This window comes from Maridesulfovibrio sp., from assembly GCF_963677005.1.
Classification (GTDB): domain Bacteria; phylum Desulfobacterota; class Desulfovibrionia; order Desulfovibrionales; family Desulfovibrionaceae; genus Maridesulfovibrio.
In genome coordinates, this window is sequence record NZ_OY781616.1 from 493,098 (window position 1) to 509,220 (window position 16,123).

The 16,123-nt window shown below is 51.9% G+C and carries 19 protein-coding genes; 16 read left to right on the plus strand and 3 right to left on the minus strand.

What is annotated here, in order from left to right; translation table 11 throughout:
* Positions 1–2: 2 nt before the first annotated feature.
* The 3 genes from ACKU4E_RS02250 to nth form a co-directional block, all read right to left on the minus strand.
* Positions 3–689: a YdcF family protein gene (locus ACKU4E_RS02250; RefSeq protein ID WP_320169462.1), complete on the minus strand. Its 687-nt coding sequence runs from the start codon at positions 687–689 to the stop codon at positions 3–5.
* 212 nt (positions 690–901) lie between these two features.
* Positions 902–2,038, minus strand: a complete 1,137-nt coding sequence (gene tgt, locus ACKU4E_RS02255; RefSeq protein WP_320169463.1) for a tRNA guanosine(34) transglycosylase Tgt — start codon at positions 2,036–2,038, stop codon at positions 902–904.
* Positions 2,035–2,697 carry an endonuclease III gene (nth, locus tag ACKU4E_RS02260; RefSeq protein ID WP_320169464.1) on the minus strand — a complete coding sequence of 221 codons (663 nt, stop codon included), beginning with the start codon at positions 2,695–2,697 and terminating at the stop codon, positions 2,035–2,037. Before nth ends, tgt begins: the two co-directional genes overlap by 4 nt.
* Positions 2,698–2,874: 177 nt before the next feature.
* On the opposite strand from nth, the gene ACKU4E_RS02265 reads away from it, so the two are divergent.
* The 16 genes from ACKU4E_RS02265 (at position 2,875) to ACKU4E_RS02340 (ending at position 16,106) form a co-directional block, all read left to right on the plus strand.
* A complete protein-coding gene (locus ACKU4E_RS02265; RefSeq protein WP_320169465.1) occupies positions 2,875–3,162 on the plus strand; it encodes a hypothetical protein in 288 nt (95 codons plus the stop codon).
* A gap of 9 nt (positions 3,163–3,171) precedes the next feature.
* Entirely contained in the window at positions 3,172–3,486 is a 315-nt protein-coding gene (gene cutA / locus ACKU4E_RS02270) for a divalent-cation tolerance protein CutA (RefSeq protein ID WP_320169466.1), read from the plus strand.
* Positions 3,487–3,621: 135 nt separating this feature from the next.
* A complete protein-coding gene (locus ACKU4E_RS02275; protein ID WP_320169467.1) occupies positions 3,622–4,554 on the plus strand; it encodes a carbohydrate kinase family protein in 933 nt (310 codons plus the stop codon).
* Between the two features lie 211 nt (positions 4,555–4,765).
* A complete protein-coding gene (locus tag ACKU4E_RS02280) occupies positions 4,766–5,848 on the plus strand; it encodes an aminoglycoside phosphotransferase family protein (protein ID WP_320169468.1) in 1,083 nt (360 codons plus the stop codon).
* The gene (locus tag ACKU4E_RS02285) at positions 5,820–6,428 is read left to right on the plus strand and encodes an adenylyl-sulfate kinase (RefSeq protein WP_320169469.1); all 609 of its coding nucleotides are present in this window, start codon (positions 5,820–5,822) and stop codon (positions 6,426–6,428) included. Before ACKU4E_RS02280 ends, ACKU4E_RS02285 begins: the two co-directional genes overlap by 29 nt.
* 71 nt (positions 6,429–6,499) lie before the next feature.
* Positions 6,500–6,958, plus strand: coding sequence for a nuclear transport factor 2 family protein (locus tag ACKU4E_RS02290; protein WP_320169470.1), 459 nt, complete (start codon positions 6,500–6,502; stop codon positions 6,956–6,958).
* Between the two features lie 145 nt (positions 6,959–7,103).
* Entirely contained in the window at positions 7,104–8,480 is a 1,377-nt protein-coding gene (gene miaB, locus ACKU4E_RS02295; RefSeq protein WP_320169471.1) for a tRNA (N6-isopentenyl adenosine(37)-C2)-methylthiotransferase MiaB, read from the plus strand.
* Positions 8,474–8,947: a bifunctional nuclease family protein gene (locus ACKU4E_RS02300; RefSeq protein WP_320169472.1), complete on the plus strand. Its 474-nt coding sequence runs from the start codon at positions 8,474–8,476 to the stop codon at positions 8,945–8,947. Before miaB ends, ACKU4E_RS02300 begins: the two co-directional genes overlap by 7 nt.
* 7 nt (positions 8,948–8,954) lie before the next feature.
* Complete coding sequence (locus ACKU4E_RS02305) at positions 8,955–9,608, plus strand: histidinol phosphate phosphatase domain-containing protein (protein WP_320169473.1); 654 nt, start codon at positions 8,955–8,957, stop codon at positions 9,606–9,608.
* A 23-nt stretch (positions 9,609–9,631) separates the two neighbouring features.
* The gene (locus tag ACKU4E_RS02310; protein ID WP_320169474.1) at positions 9,632–10,369 is read left to right on the plus strand and encodes an NAD-dependent deacylase; all 738 of its coding nucleotides are present in this window, start codon (positions 9,632–9,634) and stop codon (positions 10,367–10,369) included.
* A gap of 57 nt (positions 10,370–10,426) precedes the next feature.
* On the plus strand, positions 10,427–11,188 hold the full coding sequence (locus ACKU4E_RS02315) for a MotA/TolQ/ExbB proton channel family protein (RefSeq protein WP_320169475.1): 762 nt from the start codon (positions 10,427–10,429) through the stop codon (positions 11,186–11,188).
* A gap of 3 nt (positions 11,189–11,191) precedes the next feature.
* Positions 11,192–11,608 carry a protein TolR gene (tolR, locus tag ACKU4E_RS02320; RefSeq protein WP_320169476.1) on the plus strand — a complete coding sequence of 139 codons (417 nt, stop codon included), beginning with the start codon at positions 11,192–11,194 and terminating at the stop codon, positions 11,606–11,608.
* A gap of 56 nt (positions 11,609–11,664) precedes the next feature.
* Positions 11,665–12,582 carry a cell envelope integrity protein TolA gene (locus ACKU4E_RS02325; protein WP_320169477.1) on the plus strand — a complete coding sequence of 306 codons (918 nt, stop codon included), beginning with the start codon at positions 11,665–11,667 and terminating at the stop codon, positions 12,580–12,582.
* Between the two features lie 15 nt (positions 12,583–12,597).
* Entirely contained in the window at positions 12,598–13,974 is a 1,377-nt protein-coding gene (locus ACKU4E_RS02330; protein WP_320169478.1) for a protein tolB, read from the plus strand.
* A 156-nt stretch (positions 13,975–14,130) separates the two neighbouring features.
* On the plus strand, positions 14,131–14,730 hold the full coding sequence (pal, locus tag ACKU4E_RS02335) for a peptidoglycan-associated lipoprotein Pal (RefSeq protein ID WP_320169479.1): 600 nt from the start codon (positions 14,131–14,133) through the stop codon (positions 14,728–14,730).
* A 401-nt stretch (positions 14,731–15,131) separates the two neighbouring features.
* Positions 15,132–16,106, plus strand: coding sequence for an alcohol dehydrogenase catalytic domain-containing protein (locus ACKU4E_RS02340; protein WP_320169480.1), 975 nt, complete (start codon positions 15,132–15,134; stop codon positions 16,104–16,106).
* The last annotated feature ends 17 nt before the right edge of the window (positions 16,107–16,123 follow it).

Below are 16,123 nucleotides of genomic sequence, written 5' to 3' on the forward strand. Positions count from 1 at the left end.
GGTTAAATATTTTCTGTAGGCTGATCCGATCTTCTGAAAGCTCCGCCAAGTTCATAGTAGACTGTTTTCAGCACTTCCATCACGACGAAGGGGGCGGTGCGGAAATCCGTCCACCATTTTTCAGGAACTTTCTCGTACGGCGTACCGGATAGAATAATTTTTACGTCCGGCGGCAGTACTTCCCGGAATATGATTCCGGCCCGGCCCGTGTGCAGCGGAGATGTTACCAGAATAATGGATTTTATCCGCGTTCCAATATGCTTTTTCAATTCTTCAGCTTCTTCAATGGTGCTGATGCTGCCGTGGCCGAAAAATTCTATCCTGTCTGCGGGTACCCCTTTTTTCAGCAGGACATCCCTGAAAACTTCCCACTGAAATGGAAACGGTATGCCCAGTTCCCGGAGAGTCTTAGTCTCGCTTAACATTACCGGCTTGCTGGTCAGCACAAGAGGGGCATAGCCCTTGTTGTAAAGCTCTGCCGCGTATATTGGGCGGAAGTACTGTCCGCCTAGAACAACTATGGCATCGGCCTTTTCAAGTCTGTCCTGCTGCTGCAGCAGAGTCGGAGCCATAAAAAACAGAAGTACTGCTGCCGCGAATCCGGCCACGCACAGAGCTCCTATGGCCGTGAGAACCCGGCGTACGGTTCTCAGGACACGCCGGTTAATGTCGTTTTTTGATATGGTCATTGCCTTGGCTCTGCAAAACTTTTATTAAAAGAAGCAGCACGTTAAACTATTAGGGATTCCAAAGGGGATTATCCATCTCTGCTCTCCATATCCCTAAGACTCGAAGCGCGCTTCTCGCCTAAGGGCTAATGGGCCTTTGGCCGCCAGCGGCGAAATCAAGTTATCAAAAGCACGAAGCGCATCAAATGAGAAATTAATTAATATTACTCTTACTATCTGCTTACCGGTTCATACACTGCTTCATATTTTTTCCTCAGATCGGAAAAAGTCCCGTTGGCGATGGCTTTCCGGGCCTGTTCGGTCAGCCGGAGGAAAAAGCGCAGGTTGTGGATGGAGTTTAGCTGGTAGGAAAGCAGTTCCTTGGCCGTGTAAAGATGCCGCAGATATGCCTTGCTGAACGTGCGGCAGGTATAGCAGTCGCATTCCGGGTCCAGCGGGGAGTCGTCCTCGCGGAATTCGGCGCGTTTGATATTGACCTTGCCCTGACTTGTGAAAAGGGTGCCGTTGCGGGCGTTTCTGGTCGGCAGCACGCAGTCGAACATGTCGACCCCGTTGGCTATGCCTTCGAGAATATCCAGCGGGGTGCCCACTCCCATGAGATAGCGCGGTTTATCGAAGGGGAGTTTCGGTCCTATGTGCCCTAGTATGTCGTACATATCCGGTATGGGTTCGCCCACGCTGAGCCCGCCGATGGCGTATCCTTCGAACGGAATTTCGGCTAGCTGCTCCAGACTTACTTCGCGCAGGTCCTTGTGGAAACCGCCCTGCACAATCCCGAACATGAGCTGATTTCCGGAACCGACCGGATAGGCGTCACGGCATCGTTTAGCCCAGCGGGTGGTCATTTCGAGGGATCGTGCCGTGTAATCCCGGTCATGCCCGTAGCCCACGCATTCATCAAGAACCATCATGATGTCGGAACCGATATTGTTCTGGATGGAGATGACCTTTTCCGGTGAAAAAAAGTGCTTTGATCCGTCGATGTAGGACCGGAACTCGACACCCTGCTCGGAAATTTTGCGGATGGATTCAAGGCTGAAGACCTGAAATCCGCCGCTGTCGGTAAGGATGGGGCGGTCCCAGGTGGAAAATTTGTGCAGCCCCCCCCGGCGGGCAATGAGGTCATCACCGGGGCGCAGATAGAGATGATAAGTGTTGCCCAGAATGATCTGTGAACCGATGTCCCGCAGATCGCGCGGGGACACGGCCTTGACCGCCCCCTGTGTGCCTACCGGCATGTATACCGGGGTCTGAATATCCCCGTGTGCGGTAGTAAGCGTTCCCAACCGGGCGTTCCCGTCGGTGGCGTGTATGGTGAATGTTCCGGGTCGTTTTTTTTCTTCGTTCATTTCTTTTTCTCTATTCCGTTTTTGGGGCAGATGTCCTCGACATCGCAGGCAGTGCATTTCGGGCTTCTTGCCGAGCAGACATCCCGGCCGTAAAGGACCAGCAGGTGGTTTACAATTCCCCAGTTTTGACGGGGGAAAAGCGGCATCAGGTCTTTTTCGATCACATTCGGGTTGGTGCTGGTGGTGAATCCCATGCGGAAGGACAGACGCTTAACATGGGTATCCACCGCAACGCCCTCATGCACGTCCATTGCGTTGGAGAGGACGATATTGGCCGTTTTTCTGGCCACTCCGGGCAGTCTGGTCATTTCCTTCATGGTTCGGGGCAGTTCCCCGCCGAATTCTTCGGTCACCAGCTCCGCTGCCGCTTTCAGATTCTTGGCCTTGTTGCGGAACAATCCGGTCGAGCGGATGACTTCCTCTATCTCTTCAATAGCGGCCACACTGAGTTCTGCAGGGCCGGGCCAGCGGCGGAAAAGTTCCGGAGTAACCTTGTTTACCCGAACATCGGTACACTGGGCGGCCAGCACTGTGGAGACCAGCAGTTCCCATGCATTATTCCAGTCCAGTGCCGGTTCCGGGTCGGGGTAACTGGCCAGCAGGCGGGTGTATATTTCCGCAGCCCTTTGCCGTATTTTTTTCTCTGGATTTTTTTTCATATGGAGTCTTTATTTGGGTCTTGGTCGGCAGCGATGCTCAACCTCGGCGTGTGTGGCTATCATTTCTTTACATAACTGACAATGGGCATATTGAACATCAAGATGTTTATGGATGTTTTCTGCATTGTCAATTAATGTATACGGTACTAGGTATGAAATTATTTCGGAGGTAGTGAAATGAAAATGGTATTTGGTCTTCTGGTTGTGGGTCTTCTTCTTTTCTCCGGGGCTTACATTTCCGTACCTGTTGCGGATGACGGCGCCGGGCTCGTCATGTCCAAATGCGGGGCCTGCCACAGCCTGAAACGGGTCTGCCGGTCGCTGGGCAGAAAGGATCTGGATGCATGGAAAAAAACGAACAAACGCATGGCTGATATGGGCATGACCGTCAGCGATGCCGAACTGGACCTGATCAGCAGCTATCTGGCCGGAGCAAAGCCCGGTGAAGGACCGGTCTGTCAGTAGGGGAAGAAAATGTCCGTGGCAATGGTGTACATGACTGCCGGTGACGTTGAGGAAGCACGGCGAATCGGCAGGGAACTTGTTCGGTTACGGCTTGCCGCCTGTGTGAATATCCTCGGCGGAATGGAGTCTATTTATCTCTGGCAGGAGAAGCTGGAAACGGCAGACGAGGTTGTGCTGATTGCCAAAACCGTATCCGAAAAGGTTGAGGAACTGACTGAAACAGTTAAAGAACTTCACAGCTATGATTGCCCCTGTGTCGTTGCTTTTGAAGCCGACAAGGGCAATGATCAGTTTTTTGAATGGATCGGGAACTGTACAACGTAGTTTTTCAGTGTGCAGCTTCTTCGTTGACTTTGTCTGCCTGTAAAGCATACTCTCAGCCGCGCGGAAACCGGGCATGCCGGTTCCGCGCGGCATATTTCATACTTAATCAATTCGCACGACAAGGAGTTTTCTTCGATGAAAATACTGGTTTCCGGTTCACTTGCCTATGACAGAATCATGAGTTTTCCCGGCAGCTTCGCCGATCATATCCTGCCTGACAAAATTCATATGCTCAATGTCTGCTTCCTGGTGGACGGACTTGACGAGAGGTTTGGGGGCACTGCCGGAAACATCGCTTACGCCCTTTCCATGCTGAATGAAGCCCCGGTTATTCTCGGAACCGCCGGGAAGGACTTTGAGGGTTACGAAAAATGGCTGGACGGACACGGCATTACCCGCGAAGGGATAAAGTCTGTGGACAGCGAGTTTACTGCCGGGGCATACATAACAACCGATAAGTCCGATAACCAGATCACCGGATTCAACCCCGGAGCCATGAAATATTCCTGCGGTTACGATTTTTCGGATATCAAAGCAGACGACACTCTGGCTATCGTGTCCCCCGGTAACCTTGATGACATGCAAAATTTCCCCGCTGTGTACCGTGAAAAGGGCGTTCCTTTCATCTACGATCCCGGCCAGAACATTCCGGCTTTCAGTGGCGAGCAGCTTCTGGACATGATCAGCGGATGCAAAATTCTTGTTTCCAACGACTACGAACTTGAAATGATAATGAAGTCCACCGGCAAAACCCGTGATGAGCTTATGGAAATCTGCGATTCCATCATCGTGACCCTTGGTGAAAACGGTTGTCTGGTTGTGGAAAAGGACGGCGAAACCGCTGTTCCCGCCGCAAAGGCCAAGGAAGTCAAAGATCCCACCGGAGCCGGAGATGCTTTCCGGTCCGGACTTATCAAAGGGCTCTGCATGGGCAAATCCCTTGCTGAATCCGCTCGTGTCGGGGCTGTCAGCGCCGTTTACTGCGTTGAACAGCTCGGAACTCAGGAACATTCCTATACCGAGGAAGAGTTCTGGGTCCGTTATGAGGAAAATTTCGGTAAGATTTAGTCAAAACGCTTTAATCCGACTATATTCCGGCGGCGGTTCTGAATTTTCAGAGCCGCCGCTTTTTTGTTTATCAGTCTGTTGTGTCACGTTTTTTGATTTTATTATTCCCGGCGTGCTTTTTATATTTTTCTGGTGTAGAGTTTTAACTGATAATGATATTTTGAATAAAAGATCTGTTGTCATAGCTGGTTGGACCCGGAGGACTCGCATCATGATTGAAATTACCGCCGACATGCTTGAAAGTTATCTGAAGGAGGCGTTCGGAGACGGAACCGAACTGGTTGATTACGGTGATCTAGGTTATCTGGACAAGCAGGGGATGAAAAAGTTCGGTTACGGCAAACCGCTTCTTGTCCGGTTCGTTGCGGGCGGAGAAGAACGGGAAACAGTCATCTCAGTCATGAAGGGGGACAACTACGGGCATCAGTTTTATTGGGACAGGGCGGCCATACTCATGTTCCAGTATGAGACCTCGGCAAGCCTTTCCCGGCATGTAAAGCCTATGGGAATCGGTTACGTCGGGGCCGACGGCAGCATGCGGCCTGTGATCGGGCCCAGGGAGTTTTTCATTCTGAATGAAAAGCTGGAAGGATACGACTATTTTCACGATCTTGATCGCATCCGCAAGGGCGGTTACGAGGACCGTGACCGCGAGATGGCCGGAAATCTTGCCGGATGGCTGGCGGAAATTCACGGAACCCGCAAAGATGATTCTCATCTTTATATGCGGCGTATCAGGGACCTGATAGGTTCCAGCGAGTGTATAATGGGACTTGTGGACGAGGCGTACGCCCATCCCAGTGAATATTTTTCTCGGGACCGGTTTATCAGGCTGGAAAAGAGACTCATCGACTGGCGCTGGAAGCTCGCTCATTATACCGGCAGGTTGTGCGCTGTGCACGGCGATTTTCATCCCTGGAATGTTCTGGTGGGCGGGCCGGAGGGTTTCAGCGTGCTTGACCGCAGCAGGGGCGAATGGGGCGAGGCTGCAGGGGATCTCTGCTGCATGGCCGCCAATTACATCCTGTTCGGTCTTTACGATGATGGCGGTGTTTCAGAACATTTCCGGACATTATACATGACTCTTTTTGAAAAATATCTTGAGCTTACCGGGGACAGTGAAATACTCGAAGTCATGGGGCCGTTTTTTGTGTTCAGGGGGTTGGTTATAGCTTCTCCTGTCTGGTATCCGGATCATCCGGTAAAGGTTCGGGAGTCCCTGTTGAGATTTATTGAAAACGTGCTTGAGGACGAGGTGTTCGATTATGCCAGGTTCGAACGGTATATGCGTTGACAGGAACTGGGCGGTCTGGGTTACCGGTCTGCCCGGATGCGGAAAGAGCACTGTTGCCGCCATGCTGGTATCCGCATTGGAGGCTGAAAGTATATCTGTTGTCCGGCTCAGTATGGACGAACGCAGAAAGCTTTATATCTCCGAGCCGAGGTATACGGAAAACGAACGTAACAGGGCCTACGGTCTTTTTGTGGAAGATGCTGTTTCAGTTATAGAATCCGGTCGCTGCGTAGTGCTGGACGCCACTGCGCACAGGCGGTGCTGGCGCGATAATGCCCGTGGAAAAATTGAATTTTTTGCCGAAGTATATCTGCGCTGTCCGGTAAAGACGGCAATGAAGCGCGAGGCCGGGAGGCAGCAGGGGCTGGTGATGGCCGGACTGTATGAAAAGGCGCTTGAACGGAAGCGCACGGGAAAGAAATTTCAGGATCTCGGCGAGGTTGTGGGGGTGGATGTCCGATTCGAGGAAGACCGCAACGCGGAGTGCATTGTGGACACGGACGCGAAGACTCCCGAGCAGGTTTTTGAAGAGGTTTTGGTGGCTCTTGGAAAATGGCGGAAGATGAACGGCATCTGCTGATTTTTATTTAAAATTGTTTTATGGCTATCTCAAGGTGAGTGTTCAACTTAAAAAAACAAAGGGTTTCTGTCGTGAGAAAAATTTTCGTATTGCTTTTCACCGTTACACTGGTAATAGCCGCAGCTTCTGTTTCCTCAGCATCAGAAGAGACCGTGCGCGACCAGATCAAGGATCTTCTCTTTGAGTACAAGGATGCCTACAATCTCAGAAATTTTGATTCCATAAGGGCTCTGTACACAAAGGACGCGTTGATCACATCCTTTGCCTGCAATTCCGATAAGGAAGTTCCCTTCAGCGAGTTCAGCGATGATCTGGGGCGGTGTTCAACGTATTGGGTTGAGGGGGCGTTCAAGCTGCGGCTGTTCAAGATTACGAGTTTTTCGGTTGACGGAGACAAGTGCACGGCCCGTGTGAGTTGGGATTACCGTGACAACAGAAACCGTGGCAAATTCAACCCGACATTCGAGTTTCGGCGGGTGGGCGGAAAGTGGAAAATTTCCAAAGAGAATTACGGGCGCAAACCAATTTAGATTTTTTGTATAACGTTCTCGGTAAGTGAGGGGGAAGGCTGCTTTCCGGTTTCGGAAAAAGCGGGCTTCCCCTTTCTTTGATTATTCGCCCGAACCGTTGTGTGCCGGGGTTTACCGCCGGATGGATATGGAGTAAGTGCGGGGTATGAAATTTACGGTACTAACATTTGGTTGTCAGATGAACGTTCATGATTCCGACTGGCTCATAAGGGCCATGGAGAGCCGCGGGTGGCGGGCTGTCGAGGAATCTGAAGCAAATATATTTATTATCAACACCTGCTCCGTGCGGGAAAAACCGGAACAGAAAGTCTACAGTGTGCTGGGAAGGCTGGCTCCTTTATGCAAAAATCCCGGTGAGTTTGTAGCCATAGGCGGTTGCGTTGCCCAGCAGATCGGCAAAGGATTCATGGAGAAATTCCCCCATGTTCGGCTTGTTTTCGGCAGTGATGGAATTTCCAAGGCGCCTGATGCCTTGGAAGAGCTTGCGGTCGACCATGAAAAGAGTCTTGTCTTGACCGATTTTGTTCCGGAATATCCCGAGCGAAAAGGGGGCGGGTTTACCGGAAACACCGATCTTGTTCCCTACGGAATCGGGACAGTCCCCGGACAGGCTTTTGTAAACATCATGCAGGGGTGCGACAACTTCTGCGCCTATTGCATCGTTCCGTACACAAGGGGCCGTCAGAAGTCCCGTTCTTCCTCGGCTGTCATAGATGAATGCCGTTCTCTGGTCGATGCCGGAATCCGCGAGATAACCCTGCTTGGACAGAACGTGAATAGCTTTGGGCTGGATAAGAAGGGGGCCGACCTGAGTTTTGCGCAGCTTCTTTACGAGATATCTGCCATAAAAGGTCTTGAACGGATTCGGTTCACGACTTCCCACCCCAAGGACATTGCGCCTGAAGTTATCCGGGCCTTTGGTGAACTGCCCAATCTGTGCCCGAATCTGCACCTGCCGGTTCAGTCCGGTTCCGACCGCATTCTTAAAAAAATGGGCCGTAAGTATGACCGGGCCAGATATCTGGGGATTGTGGCCGGACTGCGCGAAGTCTGCCCTGAAATTGCTCTTACCACGGATATTATTGTAGGATTCCCCGGTGAAACGGATGAAGATTTCGAGCAGACCATGGATATTATGGAACAGGTGCGCTACGAAAGCAGCTTTTCCTTTAAATATTCCGACAGGCCCGGAGTCGCAGCAGTAAGGATGCAGCCCAAGGTTGACGAGCAAGTGGCACAAAACAGACTTGCTCGCTTGCAGGAAAGGCAAAACCGTATTACTAGAAAAAGTCTAGAGGCCCTTGTTGGGAATGAGATGGTTGTTCTGCTGGAACGTACCAGCAAAAGACAGGAAGCCGGAGGCGTTGCCTGGCGGGGCAAGGATCCCGGAGGGAGAGTCGTAAACGTGCATTTTGATGGTATGGACGAGGCCGTCAACCTTGCCGGAAAACTGGTTCGGGTCAAGGTTTCCGAATCGAAGAATCATTCCCTTGTGGGGAGCAGACTGGGGGAACCATGGTAGAGGTGCAGGTGTATGGTCTGGCTGTAGAAAGCGATACCGAGGCCCCGGTGCTGGTGCTCAAAGACGAGTCGACCGGTACCGTGCTGCCTATCTGGATAGGAGCAATGGAGGCAATGGCTATTTCCATGGTGCTCAACGAAATGTCCTTTCCCCGGCCGATGACTCATGATCTGTTGCTGAGTACCATTGCCACCTTTGGCGGAAAAGTAATCTCTGTGGACATTGTGGACATAGAGAAGGGCACTTTTTACGCTGAGATCATTGTGCTCAAGGATGAGGAAACCCTGGCTATCGATGCCCGTCCTTCGGATGCGATTGCGCTGGCGGTGAGAGCCGATTGTCCTGTGCGGGTAGCGCAGAAGGTTCTGGACGCTGCCGGAACTAAGGATGCGGGCGAGATTGCTAAGAATAAATGGGATGATGAGCTGGAAGAGCTCTCTCCGGAAGATTACAAATACAAGATGTAGGTTCAAGGTGATAGATTTTCATACCCATACGGTTTTCAGTGACGGAGAGTTGATTCCTGCCGAACTGGCCAGGAGGGCTCGTGTTGCCGGGTATCGTGCTCTGGCTATGACGGATCATGCCGACTTGAGTAATGTGGATATAATTCTTGAAAATATTCACAGGTTTGCAAAGAAGCATGGGCATTTTTTCGATATTGATGTGTTTGCGGGAGTGGAACTTACTCACGTCCCTCCGGGATTGATAGGTGAAATGACCGATTATGCCAGAAAGGCAGGGGCTGAAATCGTGGTCTGCCATGGTGAAACCATCGTCGAGCCCGTTGCTGACGGAACCAACCTTGCGGCCATTGAAGCACGGGTAGACGTGCTTGCCCATCCGGGGCTCATTACCGAAGTGGAAGTCAAGCTCGCCGCCGAGTACGGAGTCTGTCTTGAAATAACCACCCGCAAGGGCCACAGCCTGACAAACGGACATGTGGCGGCGCTGGCCCGCAAACACGGTGCAAAGCTTGTAATCAACAATGACGCACATGCTCCCGGAGATCTCGTAGGGTCGGATATGCGGCGCAGGATAGCTCTCGGAGCCGGCCTGAGTCTTGAAGAATACAGGCAGGCGGAAGAAAACTCCCGTCAACTGGCTCAGGAGTTAATGAAACGCTGAGTCGGCCGGGAAGAGCAGAAAGTATGCAGCGGGAACTGATAGAAGACGCGGCCGGTCGCATAGCCGGAGCAAGATGCGCCATAGCACTGACCGGCGCGGGAATTTCCGTTGCCAGCGGAATACCTGATTTCCGCAGTCCCGGTGGATTGTGGTCCCGGTATGACCCGGAAGAGGTCGCTTCCATCCGCGCCCTGAAGAAAGACCCGGAAAAGGTCTGGAAATTTCTGCTTGAAACGGATCGGATGATCAGCCGGGCCAGACCGAATGCGGCTCACGATGCTCTGGCCCGCATGGAACGGGAAGGATATCTCAAAGCGGTAATCACTCAGAATATTGATGGATTGCATCAGACGGCAGGGTCTTCCAGAGTAATCGAATTTCACGGTAACTGCCGCGATTATTATTGCATGGAGTGTTTTCAGGCCTTTGACCGGGCCGGAATTGAAGGCGGCGGGCTGCCGGTAAGGTGCCCCGGATGTTCCGGGATTATTCGGCCCGATCTTGTGTTCTTCGGTGAGACTATTCCTTCCGATACACACAGGGAAGCCTTTCAGATTGCCGAAGAGGCCGACCTTGTGATTGTGGCCGGAACTTCCGGAGAGGTTGTGCCTGCGAGCCTCATACCTCCTCTGGTAAAGGATGCCGGAGGGGTGATAATAGAGATAAACAAGTCTCCGTCGGCATATTCTTCGGTCAGCGATATTTTTATTCAGGGGTCGGTGGAGCGGATTCTGCCGTTGATAGTGCAGAATCTGGGTTGATAAGTTTTTCAAAGCCTCCCTTTGAGCGGAGGAAACTGTAACAAGGGTGCGTGCAGTATGGATTTTTTACCTCAGGGCGGAATTTTCGCCATGCTCGAATCAGCCACGATAGTGGTGAAATGCGTGCTCGGCCTGCTGGCGTGCATGTCATTGTGGAGCTGGACAATCATTTTCTGGAAAATAATTTCCCTCGGAAGGGCAAGAACCCTCATCCTCAAGGGTAACGACATCATGGAAGACGCCGATTCCCTTTCTTCCGGACTTACTGCCATCAGCAAGACTCCTGCTTCCCCGCTGAACCGCATCGGTTCCGCGGCTGTGAAGGAGTACAAGGTGCTGGAGAAGTCGGCGGTCAGCGCCAGTCACAAGCGCCGGCTGATCAAGGATACACTGAGGCGTATCCTGCGCCAGAAAGTAAGTTCCGAAATGAAGAAGCTTTCCTCTTCGCTTTCCTTTCTTGCAACCTGTGCCAACGGGGCTCCCTTTATCGGACTGTTCGGTACGGTCTGGGGGATCATGCATTCATTTCATTCCATCGGTTCGGCCAAGTCGGCTGCTCTTGCCGCTGTTGCTCCGGGGATATCCGAAGCGCTGGTGGCAACTGCCATAGGTCTTGCCGTGGCCATCCCCGCAACAATCGCATACAACTTTTTCCTCGGAGTTCTGAACGGGATCGAAACCGAAATGATCAATTTCGCCGGGGCGTTCCTGAACCGTGTAGAGCGTGAGGTTTCCTGGGTTGAACCCGGCGGCAGGACCGCATCGGCCAAGGCAGCCGTTTCTTCCGACAGGGATTCCACGGAAGCGGAGCAGGAGTAGGCAATGGGCATTTCCACAAATAATCGCGGGATGCTCGCAGAGATCAACGTGACGCCCTTTGTGGACGTTATGCTGGTTCTGCTGATCATCTTCATGGTTACCGCCCCGCTCATGACTCAGGGGGTGGAGGTTGACCTGCCCCAGACCCGGACTGTCCGCTCCCTGCCTCAGGATAATGAACATCTGGTTCTTTCCATCAACGACAAGGGTGAAATCTATCTTGATGAATACAAGGTGTCCTTTGATGAGTTGCAGGGCCACCTTGAGCGGCTGGTTAAAAAACAGAATAAAATGCTTTTTCTGCGGGCAGACAAGAATGTTGCTTACGGTGAGGTCGTGAAGGTCATGGGAGAAATCAAGGCTGCCGGAATAGATCGTCTCGGAGTTGTTGCCGAACCTACGGAGACGGGAAAGAAATAATTCCGCATTTTGTGTATGGATAAAGTAAAAGGAATTTTACGGGGCTTATTTTATTGATGAAAAGTATTGGTTTTTTCATCTCTTTTTTGCTGCATGCAGGGCTTGTATTTCTGGCGGTGTCGTGGACCGTTTCTCCGCCGCTGAAAATTTCTCTGGATATGCCTGTGTACAATGTTGATCTGGTCAGTCTTGCCCCTCTGCCTGCCGCTCCTGCTGTTAAAAAAACTCCCCCGCCTGCAAGGCAGAATCTTGCCAAACCGCAGTCGGTTGCCATTCCTGAAGCCGCGCCTAAAGCCGTTCCGGCAGCGAAGCCGGAGCAGGTAAAGGCCCCTGAACCGAAACCTGTTCCGCCGCCTAAAGCCAAACCGAAGCCTGAAGCAAAGAAAATTTCACCTAATAAAGTTAAGACCACGACTCCCCCTAAAAAGAAGGTCGCAGAAAAAAAACCGACCGAAAAGGCGGATGCGAAGCCTAAGCCGGCCAAACCTGCTCCGCCGAAGAAGAAGGAGCCGAAGAAACCTGAAGTCTCAGCCGAGGATGCCCTTGCCGCAGACCTTGCAGCACTGGCAAAAATCGTTGAGAATGAGCAAAAGGCTGAACGAAGGGCGGTGGCAAACGATATTGCTTCTCTTGCAGAAACCGCCAGATCGACGGCTGTATCCGGTTCTCCTGACGGCTCTGCCGGAGCTTCGGGACTCGTTCAGGTATACGGGTCCATAGTCAAGGAAGCCGTGCGCAAGAACTGGAGATACCCTGTGTTCGGGCAGAAAGACAATCTTGTCGCCCAGGTACAGATCCAGTTGCGGTCCAACGGAGAAATCAGTGACATCAAGCTCCTGAATTCATCCGGCAATGCTGATTTTGATGACTCGGTGCTCACGGCTCTCCGCGATACCGAGGTGCTCCCGGAACCTCCGGGAACGTCCATCAGGACCATCGTTGTAAACTTCAACCTGCATGACTTGAATCAGTAGGTCCGTATTTTGAAAATGAAAAATTATCCCGGATTTTCCAGATGGGCTACATTGTCCGTCCTGTTGATATTCTTTGTATGTGTTTTCGGCGTGCCCGGTAAGGGCTTTGCCGCAGACACGCTTACTGTAGACATCTACGGTCCCGGACAGCGCAAGGTTAATGTCATTGTGCTGCCCCCGAAAACCGTTCCTGAAGGCAAGTACTCCGGTTCGAAGGAAAAAGATCTTCCGTTACCCGGAGAGGCCGGTACCTTCAGCAAGGATCTTGAAAGCGATATTGCCTTTCTTCCTTTTCTGCACGTAGTACCGGTCACCGATATTCTCGGCGGGGACCCCTCTGTCGGAGTCCGCCCCGGCGATATAGACGTGAAACCGCTGCGTCTTTCAAAGGTTGACCTGGCGATTACTACCGGTTGGGAAATACGTCCTAACGGAGAGAAAAATCTGCTGCTGCGCTGTATAGGAACTTACAACGGGCGAACTATCATCGGTAAGAAGTATTCCATGGTTACCGAGGAGATGCTGCCGCGCATTGCGGACCGGTTCTGTTCGCATCTCATGAAAGTTCTGACCGGCAGGGACGGTTTTTTCGAGTCCAAGATTGCCTTTGTGCGGAAGACCGGCAAGGACAAGGAAATTTATACTGTCAGTCCTCAGGGACGCAACCTGCGTCAGATAAGTTCGCTCGGCGGTGTCAACCTGAGTCCCAACTGGTCTCCTGATGGCAGAAGGCTTGTTTTTACCCGGCTGGGCTCACGCCAGCACCTGCTCTGCGTCTGGGACAGCGATACGGGAAAGATCGATCAGAAGAGTTTTCCCGGAAACACTGTAATCGGACCGGCTTTTCTGCCGGACGGCAATATGGCCGCAACGCTGACCATGAACGGCAATTCTGATATTTTTCTGATCAACGGCAACTACAAGCCCAAGAAACCGCTGGCTCAGAGCTGGGCGATTGAGGTTTCGCCTGATTTTGACGCAAGCGGCCAGAAAATGGTTTTTACCTCGGCCAGATTCGGCAACCCGCATATCTTTCTGCTGGATATGAAAACAGGGGTTGTCACAAGGGTGACCAAGGACGGCAAGTACAACACTAATCCTACAATCAGCCCGGACGGGCGCTATGTGGCCTATGCACGGCAGACACCTTTGGGCCATAGGATTTTCGTGCACGATCTTACCAGCGGGCAGGAACGGCAGCTGACGTTCGGACCCGGAAATGATGAAGACCCGGCGTTCGGCCCGGACGGCTATTTTATAGCCTTTTCATCGAGCAGAAGCGGCAAGTATCAGATTTATCTGACCACTCGCCACGGGGATCCGGCAATGCTCGTGCCGACCGGAGGCGGCATTGCACAGGCTCCGGCCTGGGGGAAAGCAGGAAAATCGTAGATAGTGTTAGTGATTTAACAGCTTCGTTGCAGTCACGACTTGATTTTTTTACAAAACGCTTTAGTGTCGAACCATTGGATGTTATAAGTAAGAGTAGTTTTATCTTCTGGTGTGGACAAACTCCTGTCCTGCAAAGTTCCTGTCTCAGGAGGGCAAATGAAAGCTAGATCTATAATTTTGTGCTTGGTGATTGTGCTGCTGGCCGGATTTTTTTCCGGATGTTCCAAAAAGCGTGTTGAATCTTCTACCGCGAGCCCTGCGGTTGAGGAAAGAATGAATGAGCAACAGGAAAAGGAACGCCAGAGATTGGAAGAGCAGGCAAGGCTCGAAAGGGAAAAGGCTCTCCAGGAGCAGGCCCTTGCAGAGAGTGCTCAGGCTGCCGAGGCTGCTGCGGCCAAGAAGCAGTTTGACGATGCGGTTGTCGAGCTCGGCAATATGATTCATTTTGATTTCGATTCATTTGAAATCAAGCCTGAATACCGCCCCCTGTTGCAGTCCAAAGCCGAAATACTCAAGAAGTACGACAAGGTGACCATGGTCATCGAAGGTTACTGCGATGAACGCGGTACCGAAGAATACAACCTTGCTCTGGGAGAACGCCGCGCTCGTGCAGCATACGAGTTCCTCATTCTTCTCGGGGTCGCTCCGGAGCGTTTGAGCATAGTCAGTTACGGTGAGGAAGACCCGGTCGACCCCGCCCATAATGAAACTGCCTGGGCCAAGAACAGGCGTGCGCAGTTCCGTCTGGCCTACTAGATTTATCTGATGTCGAAGCCCCCGTTTCCGTCCGGAAGCGGGGGCTTTTGTCTTTTCCGTCCGGAAGTTTCCTGCATTGCAAAATATGGTTAGTCTCTTAACTCTGCAACACTTTAATTTAAATGACGACTTTCAATGTAGCCACTTTAAACTGTTAGGGATTCCAAAGGGGATTATCCATCTCTGCTCTCCATATCCCTAAGACTCGAAGCGAGCTTCTCGTCTAAGGGCTAGTGGGCCTTTGGCAGCCAGCAGCGAAATCCTTTTATCAAAGCGCGAAGCGAATCAAATTCAGCCTCTTAAATGCCTTTTGGCGGAGTAAAGGAAACAGCCCCGTTGCGGAGAGAGCTTGTCTTGCTTTTTTCTAGGTATTTTTTTGGGGTAGTGATCATGGAGTTTTTATGAAATCGGTATTTTTCGAAAGTGGTCGTATAAGCATAGTGGAACGGGACGTTCCGGTTCCATCCGGCGATGAGGCTCTGCTGAAGGTTCTGGTAGCCGGAATATGCAATACGGATATCGAGTTGCACAGAGGTTATTACGGCTTTGCCGGAGTACCCGGGCATGAGTTTGTGGCTGAGGTGGTTGAATGCAGTTGCAGGCCCGATCTGGTAGGTAAAAGGGTTGTCGCTGACATCAATTGTCCCGTGGGTGCATATTCAGGTGACAGAAGGCATGTTCCCGGTCGTACCGTCATCGGCATAGTCAATCATGACGGAGCGTTTGCACAGTACCTGAAGGTTCCCGCAGAGAATCTCTGTGAGGTTGCTGATGGAGTAGCCGATACCGTGGCAGTCTTCGCTGAGCCGCTTGCTGCCGGGCTTGAGGTTTCGCAGCAGATTCACATTACCGGCAATATGCGGATAATGGTGCTTGGAGACGGCAAGCTCGGTCTGCTGACTGCTTTGGGACTCAAAATTTATAACCCCAATGTTCTGCTGATCGGCAAACATGAGGATAAGCTTGCCATAGCCGCAGAGCAGGGCGTTGCCACACATTGCATCGGAAGTCCTGACGAGCTTCCCGGACTGGCCGGTGAAATGGATAAATTCGATCTGGTTGTCGAAGCAACCGGCAGCGAGAACGGAATAAACTACGCTCTGGAATTCGTGAGACCGGAAGGAACGATAGTGGCAAAAACAACCTCGCACCTGCCCAGTTCAATTAACCTTGCAAAGGTCGTGGTGGACGAAATTTCCATTGTCGGCTCAAGGTGCGGAGATATCGGACTTGCCTTGTCCGTACTTGAGCAGGGACTGATTGACGTGTGCGGGTTGATTGAGGCCGAGTATCTTTTTGCAGAATTCGAAGCCGCTTTTGAACACTCTATGCGCAGGGGAGCCAAAAAGGTCCTTGTCCGTATGTCCGGGGACTGATCTGCCTGCAGGGAGTG

Bases quoted from the DNA above. Each gene is read 5' to 3' on its own strand.
- ACKU4E_RS02285 (WP_320169469.1), top strand. From the start codon at position 5,820: ATGCCAGGTTCGAACGGTATATGCGTTGACAGGAACTGGGCGGTCTGG.
- pal (WP_320169479.1), top strand. From the start codon at position 14,131: ATGAAAGCTAGATCTATAATTTTGTGCTTGGTGATTGTGCTGCTGGCC.
- tolR (WP_320169476.1), top strand. From the start codon at position 11,192: ATGGGCATTTCCACAAATAATCGCGGGATGCTCGCAGAGATCAACGTG.
- ACKU4E_RS02310 (WP_320169474.1), top strand. From the start codon at position 9,632: ATGCAGCGGGAACTGATAGAAGACGCGGCCGGTCGCATAGCCGGAGCA.
- ACKU4E_RS02340 (WP_320169480.1), top strand. From the start codon at position 15,132: ATGAAATCGGTATTTTTCGAAAGTGGTCGTATAAGCATAGTGGAACGG.
- ACKU4E_RS02250 (WP_320169462.1), bottom strand. From the start codon at position 689: ATGACCATATCAAAAAACGACATTAACCGGCGTGTCCTGAGAACCGTA.
- ACKU4E_RS02265 (WP_320169465.1), top strand. From the start codon at position 2,875: ATGAAAATGGTATTTGGTCTTCTGGTTGTGGGTCTTCTTCTTTTCTCC.
- nth (WP_320169464.1), bottom strand. From the start codon at position 2,697: ATGAAAAAAAATCCAGAGAAAAAAATACGGCAAAGGGCTGCGGAAATA.
- ACKU4E_RS02325 (WP_320169477.1), top strand. From the start codon at position 11,665: ATGAAAAGTATTGGTTTTTTCATCTCTTTTTTGCTGCATGCAGGGCTT.
- ACKU4E_RS02315 (WP_320169475.1), top strand. From the start codon at position 10,427: ATGGATTTTTTACCTCAGGGCGGAATTTTCGCCATGCTCGAATCAGCC.
- miaB (WP_320169471.1), top strand. From the start codon at position 7,104: ATGAAATTTACGGTACTAACATTTGGTTGTCAGATGAACGTTCATGAT.
- ACKU4E_RS02275 (WP_320169467.1), top strand. From the start codon at position 3,622: ATGAAAATACTGGTTTCCGGTTCACTTGCCTATGACAGAATCATGAGT.
- ACKU4E_RS02280 (WP_320169468.1), top strand. From the start codon at position 4,766: ATGATTGAAATTACCGCCGACATGCTTGAAAGTTATCTGAAGGAGGCG.
- cutA (WP_320169466.1), top strand. From the start codon at position 3,172: ATGTCCGTGGCAATGGTGTACATGACTGCCGGTGACGTTGAGGAAGCA.
- tgt (WP_320169463.1), bottom strand. From the start codon at position 2,038: ATGAACGAAGAAAAAAAACGACCCGGAACATTCACCATACACGCCACC.
- ACKU4E_RS02330 (WP_320169478.1), top strand. From the start codon at position 12,598: ATGAAAAATTATCCCGGATTTTCCAGATGGGCTACATTGTCCGTCCTG.
- ACKU4E_RS02300 (WP_320169472.1), top strand. From the start codon at position 8,474: ATGGTAGAGGTGCAGGTGTATGGTCTGGCTGTAGAAAGCGATACCGAG.